The following is a 10,580-nucleotide window of genomic DNA, read 5'->3' as shown; positions in this document are numbered from 1 at the left end:
CCTAGGGTTAGACCTTGGTTAATCCAATAATCATTTTTTGTGTTAAAGCAAAACTGTCATCAAAATACTCAATATCAAAGCGACGATATTCACGCATGGCATGTATCACTTCAGGCGTTATTAATAACGCGGCTTGACCACAACTAGCTAAAGCCAGTAACACAGAGGCATTCATGACATTATTTTTATAACCCCCTTCATCAACCAAACATTGGTTGATGAGTTGAGGATTTACTTTAGATATTACAGATTTAAAAATTTCTTCTGCAAAAATAGTAGGCCATTCAGAATCAACATTACGTTGAGAGAGAGTCTTTCGGCTATTATCAAGATCACTTCTGTAGTCTGCTAAAGTTAAAGATGGCTTTTGATTAACAGAGCCAATTTTAAAGAGCAACAAATTATAAAAAGGCTCAAAGCCAGGGAAAAAAGATACCAGTTCTGACAATTTTTTCTGAACTCTATCTTGTGCAACATCTTCCATATCATCGCCCAAACGCTCAAGTAAATGTTGGTAAAATGCCATTAGAACTTTAATACTGGAGTCTAATTTCAATGTATACCAAAGCATTGGGAATTCACTCGCCAAGCTCCAAACTCGTTCCACTTCATTGTTATTTGATTTAAGTAATAGCGCTAGCATGAATTCAGGTGACTTCGTGGCACCACGCCATAAATCAAATGTGGTAAATGGCACGTGTTCAAATTTCAATAACGTTCTAACATTCTCCCATTCAGGGCGTGCGTAATCAGCCGATAGTTCTTTGGCCACATCTGTAAATGCTTGTATGCGCTTGTAACGTTGTCCAATACTTGCCGCAAGCTCAAAACCATTACGAGCATCTGGCAATAATTGTAAATCTTTACTCCACATAAGTGGTCTTATACCTAAATGTCGAGTCTCACAAAAAACTAACCAAGCACCGGCCTCAACCTCTGAATCAGGAAATATCCATCTACGCTCTGAACTCGCTATTGATAATTCTGGGAGTAATTCAAGCGGCATTTGAGCAGGCCGATCTAAAGGGATCATCAGTAAATCAACAGGAGAGTGACACTCTTCACCTATAAATTTTATACAACCGATTTCACGCTCTGGCACAAGAGCATAAATATAAGCCGATAACTTAAAGCTAAATAACTCACGACCAAAATTGATAATTGTTACATTCAAAGTTGCATCTAAATTGTCTGACAATGCAAAAAGTGCTTGGATATCTGCTCGAAACGTAGATAAAGATAAACCACTTGATAACGCTTCAATCGAAGAAAGTTCTTTACTAAAATAGGCACTACGACTAAAAGCACCGCGGATATCAGACGCATTTAAGGTAAAAATAATACGAATTTTGCCTTCAATACCGTAGCCATATAATTCATAATTATTCAGCTTATCAATCAACAAATTACTATTCTTTTTAACCAGCTGTTGCCTGTTATCAAGTAAACAAACACCTTTACTCGGAAAAGGTAATGTAATTGATATTGCTTTCGCTTTTTCTTGCCACCATAAGCACAGTGAAAATAAAGCGGGTGGTTGAGCTTGAGAACTAAACAACTCGACAGTAATTGAGTTTGAATCTTGAATAACTTGATAATGTAATGATTCATTATCTGATAAATCAACAGCGACCATAGGAGGCCGAGAAGATGAAATAATAACTTTACCACAATTAAGCTTATCACCAGATACAAACTCAATCTTAAAATCTTGAGGTAAGCTAGCTAATTTAAAGCGCTTTTTTGATTTACCATTAGCAAAATAGGCAACTACACTTTGACCTAATGGCAAAGTATCTATCGACAGCCACTGATCGCGGCTAACATCATGCCAACGGAGTTTTTCATTAGGAATGACCTGTAAACCTTGTGCTGATATTGCCGATAGCTTGGGTTTACCTAGATAACATTTACTTGGTACCGTTAGAAATGGAAGTTCTTCGCCTTGCCATACAAACTCATATTGGCCCTTATCTTCCTTTCCCAAAAACACTTCATAATCATTAAAGATGAAAGAACCTAACTGACTGATCTTCAATAAAGTCCGAGATGTATCGTGGTCGACTTCACCGAATGGATCAGCATTTTCAATATAATAAGATGTGTCTTTATCAAAAAAATCATTCGTAGTCTTTATATTGGGTAAAGCAATGACAGCGGTCGTCGCTTCACTACTAAAGTTCCCCGCACCAGCAAGAATCCAATCGCCACCATTTTCGGTAAACACCCAAGGTTCATCACTATCTAGTGCACTGCCACCTAATAATGGAGCATACCAACTACTTTCTGTGTCATTACGGAGCATTAACTGGATTTCACAATCGAACCAATCTTCCGGTAAATCTGTGGTTAATACATCGAGCAAATAAAGCTCTGGGTTATTTTTAGGCTTGAATGCCTTAGCCAAGAGTAATGGTTTTTTACCTAAAGCGAATAAACTGAAGCGCTCAGGTAAAACTTGCATACTAAACAGTTGAGCAATGAACTGGGCATTAAGTTTAGAGCGTAGGGAAATTGAAAGTTGATATGACCATTGATGTTTTAACGAGTTTGGTTCATTAGTCACATAAGCATGATGGTCAAACTTTTTAACTAATTTTCTCACTAAACGAATGCTAGTAGGTAGACGACGCTGAACAGCAATCGCCTGCCCTAATGCACTATCAAGTAAACCTTTAGCGATAGTGGTATCAATATTAAGGGGTAAAACCTCAAGCCAGTTAGGCGCAATGCTATCCAAATATGACAATGGGTCTTGTTGTTCATCTAGGCTATATTGCTCGGTCAATTGATAGATGGCTTCTGCTATTTGCCCAACAATAGAGTAAACGGCTTCAGTCCGGAAAGACGCTGCTATGTAATGATCATGAGCCTCAGCAATGGCTACAGAATTAGGACTGGATAAGCTGAATGTTCCAAAATCTTTTATCACTTGTTCAAAGTAATGTGAAAGCTTGCTGTTAGGGTCAGTAATTAATTTTAAAGGTAAGCCCCCCTCAATGGCAACTGAGCCCAGAAACATTCTACCTTGGCCATTGCGTAATAAAGGCCTGCGCCAAAAACGAAATCCCTCAGCAATTAATTGATTACGCTGATTCGGGTTAATATCGTTCTCAGGTACATTAAGTGAACTAAAAATGGGCTCCCAACTCCAATGACCTCCATTGAATTTGTTTCTCCACCATTCGGCTGCATAAAGTACAAATGCCCCACTCCAACTAGAACTCAATCCGTTAGGGATAAATGCTGAAATACTATGGGCGTCTAAGCTAGTTGATAGCGACTGATACAAACCTTGGAACTCTATATCTGATAACTTGTAACTATACAAAGGATCGCCAGACACACTGACTAAATCGCGTGAGGCTAATATATCTACTATACATTGCTTAACTGTTTTCATTTCATCCCTTAATGCTTACCGTTTAGCTACGAATATTTACTATTTATTCATGATGTTCATTATTAAAAATAATTGGTGTCGATTTTACTTTTTGCAGAAATAATTCGTTGTTCATATGCTTCTACTCGAATATTCTCACCACAAGAGTCATCAGCACCTTTTTTAAATCGATTACAACCGTAAAAGGTTTCTCTTTTCGGATCATTTTCACACCTGGCAACCATAGTGCCAATTCCACACCGCAAACAACCAAGCTCAATTTCGCCACATCCCAGGCAGTGCCTAAAACCATTAACGTCGCTTTTAAGTGGAGCATTGCAATGTTTACAGCTATTGAGCATCACGTCACAAGCTGGTGATAGTGAACATTTATAAAAAATCTTATTATAACGAGATGAAATGGGACGTAAGACACCAGTATCGCATTAAGTACATGGCCATTTATCGAATGTTTTTGCTAATTTATTATCAATAAAATGACGACCATATTGATTAATTTCGGTTAAGAATGGGCTTGCCTGATCAGAATCAAAAAGAACATATACAAAATGCTTTGCCCGCGTTAGCGCAACATAAAATAGCCTTCGCTCTTCTGCGTATAAATAATCTTCTTTAATTGGTAATACTAAATCGATAAGTTCATCATTTTCACGTGAAGAAGGAAAACTCCCAGTATCGATACCAAAAAGCACTACGTAATCAGCTTCTAATCCCTTACTTGCATGAGCTGTAACATAAACAATATCTAATGACGTAAACCCCCAAGTACTGAAGTTAACTCCAACCAATACTCTAGTGTTTTCCTGACGATAACGACCGATAATCAACACTGACATCTTTTTTTGCTTTCGGTTTGCCTGACGATTGAACGTACTTAACGACCTATACAAGGTATCAATATAAGCTTGTTCTTTTTGATCTTTCATCGAAAGCGCGCTGCTAATGGGTAACTGATTTTTAATATCAACTAATCTCAGAGCTGGCGAGCTAACCGAAGTATGAGTATGGATTTGCTTTTGGATTTGTTTAGGATTGGTTGAAACAAAACGACTGCTAACACTGTGCAACTTATCGTTAAAGCGGAATGTTTTATCTAGAGGGACAGCTGTTGAAGGTGAGAACGTTTTGTTAAATTCTGTAAATAACGCTATATCAGCACCATTAAAACGGTAGATTGACTGCCAGTCATCACCTACAGCAAACAAACGCATATTCGGTTTTGATAACAACAATGCTTTAAGCAACCTAGCCCTACCGACAGAAATATCTTGAAATTCATCGACTAAAATATGGGTATAAGGATGATGAAAATGGCCTGACTCTATAATATCGATTGCTTCAGCAATCATATCGCTAAAATCAACCGTTTCAGTTTGGTTTAAATGTGTTTGATAAGCGTTATAAACAGGTTCAAACAAGCTTACAAATGCTTGGGTCCGTTCAATATCACAAACCTGAGAATTTAACCCACTTCTGAAACTCTCAATAGTAAAACTACCGTCTTTAAATAAACCTAAAAAGCGTTGAATAAGTTCTATAAAACCTTTCCATTGGTTAGTGTTTTCTTCGCGTAATTGATTAAAAATCACATCAAGTTCAATCGGTATGAGGTTAACGTCATGTTTACTAAGAACCGTTTTTAATGCAAATGGTAAAACTCCTTTCATGAGCTGATATGAATACAACTCTGCCAATTGCGTCCCTTTACTTAAATGTAAATTTCGTTTCCATTCAAGGCTTTCAAGATAAGCTATTTGATCGACAAAGGGAGCGGTTTCGTTTCGTTCATTTAACCCTAAATATTCAATATACAGACCGGATTTAGGTAAATAAAAGTCGGGTTGATACTGACGACGAGCTACGGTGCGGGTGTCGTGCAAGTAATTTGCTTCATATTCATAGTCGACCCCATTAAGGGTTAAAAAGTTAGCAATACGTAGCTCACCGACACTTTTAACCCATTCGCCCTTTAGCGTAATAAGGCGACAACTTGATAAAAACTCTTGATATTGCTCAATACTGTCAAAATCTAACTCTGATTTAGCGGGTGTTGCTAAACTTAAAAAATAATTGACTAACAATGCTTTGTATTCAACATCTTCATTTGCTAAATCAGTGAGTTGTTGATTGATAAATTGGCTATATAAGAAAGGTTGCTCAACAAACGGTGTAACGGCTTTTTTGTAACCAAAGTGATTAGCTAAAATCATATTTCCCAAAGCGTGAAATGTACTGGCTTTAAAATCTTCTGCAATTGAAGGCAACCGATCTTGTATACGTTGATTCATTTCTAAAGCCGCTTTATTACCAAAAGCTAACAGCAAAACATTATTAGCTTTTGCAATATTCGCTTCAACTAAAAATCCAGCTTTACCCACTAATGTTGCAGTTTTTCCGGTTCCAGCACCCGCAATCACTAAATTATGATCGTCGTTAGTTACACAAGCTAAACGCTGATTAGCCGTGAGTGGTAATTTTTCAATGTTGTCAAAAAACTCACCATATTTACTGAGTAATTTTGGAACAACTTGTTGGTTATGTAATTGACGGCCAAGTTCACTTACAATCTTTGCTGATAACAATTGAGCTTGTTTTAAAACCTGTTGATGTAACGGGTTTGATAACGCTTCAGGATTAATTCCTAATGCAGAAAACTGACAAGCTAGTTGATACATTTCAGCAATGGGTTTCCATTCAACACTCGACAGATAGACTTCAGCTTTTTTATGTACCTCAAGAGCTTGTGCAAATTGTTGCCAACGTTCACTTGAAGCCATTAACGTTAGTAATGTATTCACCACATACACACTGAATGACTTAATGCTTTTGCTGTTGTAACCTTTTAAAACAATAGTCGGAGAGTCTTTAACCGCTAACTCTAAACGAGAAGAAAACCATGTTTTTTTTATGTTCAATTGATACAAATCAGCTAAAGATAACTCAACCTTTGTACCATTATTGATAATGTTGATATGGGTACTACTCACATCAACTTGCTGGCTTATACCCATTAAGCGACGCCAAAAAAGCACAAGTTTTGCTGGTTTAAGCTGCAATATAGACTCCAAACAATTTCAACATACTCACCCCTGAGTACTTATAAAAGGCAGTGAAAATACATCAGGCGTAAAAATAGTGTTCATCGGAGCTGAATTAGCTTTCGCCGATAACATCAATTTGCCTTTAGTGGGTAATATTTGAAACGGCACCAGCCATAAGCGTAAATTTGTTTCCTTTCCGTTTATGTCTGTGAATATAAAAGGTTCAACCACCGGGCAATCAAAGTTATTTTGGTATGGGAATATTAAAAACATATCACCTTCACCACTTAGGTAGTTGTGACCATAAGCAAACATTTGATAGATATCTGCTTGGGATAAACCATACTTATCAGTGCCATTGGCTTTAGATACATCTAAAGTCTTCCATTTTGTATCAAGCACGCAAACCGACTTACCTGCATCATGAATGAGTAAATCAGGCTTAAGCTGAAACCAATCTTTATCAACATGCTTAACCAATTTTGATGAACTTATTTGTGACTTAACCTGATAACCAGTATTAACAAATAGATGTAGTTGAGAAGCGACATAAGACTCAAATACTGCCTCCATTGGGAACAGTAACGACGTGGCGGAATGACTTCCTTTCATAGTCAGCGGCGAAAAGGCATTTAAAATGAGTTTTGCCCACGCTAATGGCGTCTCATAATGTGCCATGCCTCTATCGATTCGTTGACGCTGAAAGTCTTGATGATGATCTTTACTTACTGGTATGTCAGCAAAGGTAAAGGCAAGTTCTTGCTGGAAGCGTTGATTAGCCATACTGCGACTGAGTTTTTTAACACAATGAAGAGCACTATGAATAACGCGATTTTCTGGCCTATCAGCAAGAAACTCCTCAAATTCGACATGGAATTTATGCTTATTGACCAAATTGTGCTTTAGCTGCTTGCCAACTTGCAGCTTACCTTTAAGGAAAAGTAAATTATCTTCCCGCTGGGCATAATCACTCCGAATCCCCCGCTTAATTAAATGATTAACAGAGGCTAAAAATTGGCTAATAAATATCTCTAGCAAAGGCATTTTTTGCTGCTTAATATCAGCAGTTTCAGTTTTTAGGTGTCGAAAATCGCCCAAGCATGCCAGCATCACCAGTAATGATTCTCTCGATTGTTCTTCTGCCGCTTCGGTTTGCTGTTGATATGCCGCTTTACCGATTTTTGGTAAAATTTCTATTTGCGTTCCATCTGGCGTTAATATCACGCCAGCATAGTTTTGTGTCTGTAACACCTCGGTGCTATCAATCATCTTTAGCCTAACAAAGCTACTTTCAGATTCAGTACACAAGCAAAGTTGCTTCAAATACTTAAAAGCAGCCGAAGAAATCCAATTTATTCGCTTAGACTCTTTTTTATCAGCCTCATCAGCTAAATAACCATACTCAAAAACAGTGATGCTTTTATCCATATTAATCTTCACGGCTTTCTAGTGTATTGGTCTCATCTGCAGTATCTGGTGTTTTTTTAACAGAGTAGATGGCTTGATAAGTCTCCGGCTTATCCCAAATTGAATGATCATCAAAAGAAGCAATTTGATAAGTTTTAGGTGCAGTATCAAAATTACCTAACCCATGATCTGAACCAAAAATATCGTTAAAGCTTTGCTCGCTGATTTGCACTAACCAATCAGATTTTGATTTCTTGCTATCACCAAGTACTAAACGAATACGGTTCCAATCTTCAAAGAAGTATTCTTGCAATAACGGCAGCACTTTATTTTTGAACACGTTTTTCAATTCAATAAGCGCTTGAGAATGATTTTTGGCTGTAATCAACTCAACTACAGGAATGAAAAAGGCATGACCGAGCATATGCTCACGATCATAAAGTACTTCGATACGCTGATTCATGGTTTTTAGTAATTCAGCTAGATCAACTTGCACACCGTCAACGTTAAGCAAGCCATGTTCACTAAAAACGTCATAATTTGGCATCATTTCAATAAAATCGAAACGGCGTCGTAAAGCTGTATCCATTAAAGCTAACGATCGATCCGCAGTATTCATGGTACCGATAATATAAAGGTTATCAGGTACTGAAAAAGGCTTACCAGAATAAGGTAGGTTCAACGTTAACGATTCCTTTTGTCCCTCACCTGTTCGTTTAGAAGGTTCAATTAAGGTAATGAGTTCTCCAAAGATTTTTGAAATATTACCTCGATTGATTTCGTCAATAATAAGAACGTAGTTTTCAGTCTTATTTTGTTCAGATTCTTTCGAATTAATGTGAACACCATGCGTATTTAAAAGCTCAAATACATCAGCAACGGAAAAGCGCCAGAGCTCATAAAACGTTTTTTGTGTAAAATTAACCCCGCCATTAAGCGCGTGAAAATCTATATTAATATCAGTTACTAACCAATTAATAGGCAGCTGATTACAATAACTTGAGTAAACTGAAGTCCCCTTTGGTTCAAAGTGGTAGTTTCCCGAGATAACGCCTACCGCTTGAACTGTCCGTTGGCTACCAATACACAAAATCAAATCACCAACTGATGCTCTTTGTGAAAACTCCGACAATGAACTTTTTACTTGAGGGCCTAACTTTTGATAGTACTCATTATCATCTAACTCTTCAGATAATAAATCGCCTGAACTTCCCCAGCCGATAGCAGCAATACTGTTAGCAAGGCAATGGTTAGATACTTCACTTTTACCGGTACCGTCAATTGATATTTTCCAAATAGTGGCATCAGAGCTGACTTCAAATGACTTTCTGAACGCAGTGCTTTTAGCATCATCAGCGATACTTTTAAACGCGCCATTCTCAACAACATATTCTATCGACTTGTCTTCTGTGGTTTTGGCTTTTAAACCCTCAACAAACTCTTCATACCCATAGCTTTGATGGAAAGTCACAAAACGAATCCGTTTTGCAGCGACTAAACGGTCATACTCTGTTTTTAATTCATCACGGTTGTGCCACTTAAACTTAGGTTCAGCAGCCTTAACGGCGGCTTCAATTGTATGGTAAGTTTTGCCTGTACCTGGAGGGCCGTAAAATATTTGATTAAGTGGCGATGTTTGCATTTGATAAATCCCTTTAGGTTCTTTCACTTGGGTTTCTAAACTAATCAATTCTTGCCCATCATCAATATCACCATAGCTACTTGGCCAATATGGCTTTCTATCTATAGGATGTTCGGTGCTAAAGGCAACCAAGTCATCGGAGAGACTAATAGAATTTGATAAATGACTATTTACATCTGTACATAAATAATCTGGACGGTTTAAAAAACGCTGTTCACATTTTATTGTGTTCAATCTGGGCTCAAAGGTTGCAAACACTTCTTTAGCACTCTTTAGCCTTAGTTCTTTGCGCCCGATACGGATCATTCCTCCGTTTTTCATTGCCGTTATGAACACATCTAGATTCAGTGAGTTAGCTTGAGAAATTACCTCACAAAAAGCCGTTATCGTTTCTTCAGGCCAATGTGATAATCCAGCTTTAAAAGCGGGTATATGGGTAAAATGATTTAATATCTTTTGACGTTCAGCTAACGATTTTTTGTTAATAGCTTCCGACCAACATGCTTTACCATATTCTAATAAATTTCGTTGGCCTTTGTTGTTAATAAGCTTTTGGTACATTTCTGGATATGGAGTATTCGCTGTACTGTCGGTCAGTACCTGCAACATAGGGCCTGAAAAAGTATTGATCATCACAGGTGCTTGCTGATTTTGGTATAAAAAAGCAATTTTCCATTTTACTAATGGGGAAAAATCGAGTGCTTCAATGGTTTGTAAATCACCTTCATAAGCTGCATTTGCGATAGTGACCAAAGCATCTTTAACATAAATAAACACACTATTTTCATCAGTCCCATAGCGAGTTCGCCAGCTATATATCTCACCATGCCCTATACCACTTTGCTCTTTGCCATCACTGCCACGTTTATAAATACCAAATTTTGCTGAGGTATTACCTTGAATCGAGCCTAAGTCTCTAGTTTTGGTTTCTAGCCAGTAGGTAAAGGTGTCTTGATCGTTAACCGACACATATTGCTGTAGGGTTAAGTCAGCCAGTTTATCCAGCGGCCAACGGGCCAAAAATGCATCCCAAAGATGTTGTTTTTCGGTAATACTCATTTAAAAATCCAATTCAATTCACTAAAAA

Annotated in this window: 5 protein-coding genes; all 5 read right to left on the bottom strand. The window is 37.6% G+C overall.

The annotated features are described in order from the left end of the window. Positions 1–7: 7 nt before the first annotated feature. A complete protein-coding gene (locus tag H5125_RS13295; RefSeq protein ID WP_182744478.1) occupies positions 8–3,403 on the bottom strand; it encodes an STY4851/ECs_5259 family protein in 3,396 nt (1,131 codons plus the stop codon). A 62-nt stretch (positions 3,404–3,465) separates the two neighbouring features. Next, the gene (locus H5125_RS13290) at positions 3,466–3,627 is read right to left on the bottom strand and encodes a hypothetical protein (RefSeq protein ID WP_182744477.1); all 162 of its coding nucleotides are present in this window, start codon (positions 3,625–3,627) and stop codon (positions 3,466–3,468) included. Positions 3,628–3,828: 201 nt separating this feature from the next. After that, positions 3,829–6,459, bottom strand: a complete 2,631-nt coding sequence (locus H5125_RS13285; RefSeq protein ID WP_182744476.1) for a UvrD-helicase domain-containing protein — start codon at positions 6,457–6,459, stop codon at positions 3,829–3,831. A 27-nt stretch (positions 6,460–6,486) separates the two neighbouring features. Beyond that, entirely contained in the window at positions 6,487–7,872 is a 1,386-nt protein-coding gene (locus H5125_RS13280) for an McrC family protein (protein ID WP_182744475.1), read from the bottom strand. A 1-nt stretch (position 7,873) separates the two neighbouring features. Next, positions 7,874–10,552, bottom strand: coding sequence for an AAA family ATPase (locus tag H5125_RS13275; protein WP_259395462.1), 2,679 nt, complete (start codon positions 10,550–10,552; stop codon positions 7,874–7,876). Between the last annotated feature and the right edge of the window lie 28 nt (positions 10,553–10,580).

Source organism: Shewanella sp. SR44-4 (assembly GCF_014163715.1).
Taxonomy (GTDB): Bacteria; Pseudomonadota; Gammaproteobacteria; order Enterobacterales; family Shewanellaceae; genus Shewanella.
This window is presented reverse-complemented; position numbering and strand designations above follow the sequence as displayed.

What these genes read in the sequence shown, in the direction of transcription:
- H5125_RS13295 (WP_182744478.1), bottom strand. Translation starts at nt 3,403, where the DNA reads ATGAAAACAGTTAAGCAATGTATAGTAGATATATTAGCCTCACGCGAT.
- H5125_RS13290 (WP_182744477.1), bottom strand. Translation starts at nt 3,627, where the DNA reads ATGGTTGCCAGGTGTGAAAATGATCCGAAAAGAGAAACCTTTTACGGT.
- H5125_RS13280 (WP_182744475.1), bottom strand. Translation starts at nt 7,872, where the DNA reads ATGGATAAAAGCATCACTGTTTTTGAGTATGGTTATTTAGCTGATGAG.
- H5125_RS13275 (WP_259395462.1), bottom strand. Translation starts at nt 10,552, where the DNA reads ATGAGTATTACCGAAAAACAACATCTTTGGGATGCATTTTTGGCCCGT.